At 61.1% G+C, this 1,153-nt stretch carries 2 protein-coding genes; both read right to left on the bottom strand.

All coding sequences use genetic code 11. From position 1 onward, the window contains the following. Positions 1-156: response regulator (locus ACRXB1_RS36460; protein ID WP_449494828.1), on the bottom strand; the 156-nt coding region annotated here is incomplete at its 3' end. After that, positions 157-1,153 (bottom strand): sensor histidine kinase (locus ACRXB1_RS36455; RefSeq protein WP_449494827.1); only part of this gene is annotated, 997 nt, incomplete at its 5' end. It abuts the gene before it with no gap.

Genomic DNA, 1,153 nt, shown 5'->3' with positions numbered 1-1,153 from the left:
GTCGAGCAGCACAAGATCCGGCGCTTGTCGCAACCGGTACTCCCGCGCATGCTGCGCATTCTCCGCCGTCTCCACCACGTGACCTTCGTCGCTCAGGATTTCCGAGAGCAATTCCCGGATTCCCATTTCGTCGTCTACCACCAGGATGGTTGCCATTTACGCTGCCCTTGTCTGCACTAATGCTTTTGTCGTTCCGTGACCCGCCGCCGCCGAGGGCGCCGATGCGCCCGGTTCGGCGGTATCGTCCGCGAGTTGCAGGAACAAAATCGAGATCTGCGCGCCTTCGATCATGTCGGCAGTCTTCGAACGATTGCGGATGTCGATGCGAGCGCCATGCTCATCGACGATCTTCTTCACCGTTGCAAGACCCAGACCCGTGCCCTTTGCCTTCGTAGTGACATAAGGCTCGAATGCGCGCGAGAGAATTCGCGCTGGAAAACCAGGACCGTTATCCGATACCGTCAGCCGCACCGCCACGCGGGCATGTCCGGACGCATCGGGGTCGCCATATTCTACTGTCTTCGTTTCGAGCTGCACGCGCGGCACGGGAACATCGGCGACCGCGTCCTGCGCGTTTTGCAGAAGGTTGTGGATCACCTGCCGCAGTTGCGTGGCGTCGCCGCGAATCACAGGCAGCTTTGTCAGCTCGACATTGATCGGGCTCTTGCCCTCTTCAATGCCATACAACGTCAGCACTTCGGCCACGAGGTCGTTGAGCTGCAGGTTGCCGAGCACCGCCGGCGGCGTGCGCGCGTATTCGCGGAAATCGTCGACCATCTGCTTCATGGCCTGAACCTGATTCACGATGGTCGTGGCGCCGCGTCTCAGCACATCGGCGTCGGCGGGCGCAAGTTTATCGGCGAGTTTCATTTGCAAGCGTTCCGCCGAAAGCTGGATCGGCGTGAGCGGATTCTTGATCTCGTGCGCGAGACGCCGCGCGACTTCACCCCATGCCACCGAACGCTGCGCCGAGATGACGTCGGAGATGTCATCGAACACGACAACGTAGCCGGTGGTTTCGGCGTCGTCGGTATCGCTTTCGGTCAACGTCAGCAACTGCGTGCCGCGCACCAGCAGGGTCAGCGGATCGGTTTCGCCCGGCACGGGCACCGCTAGTTGCTGACGTTGACCGAAAGCGATACCGACGACGCCA

Source organism: Caballeronia sp. M23-90 (assembly GCF_053574605.1).
This window is presented reverse-complemented; position numbering and strand designations above follow the sequence as displayed.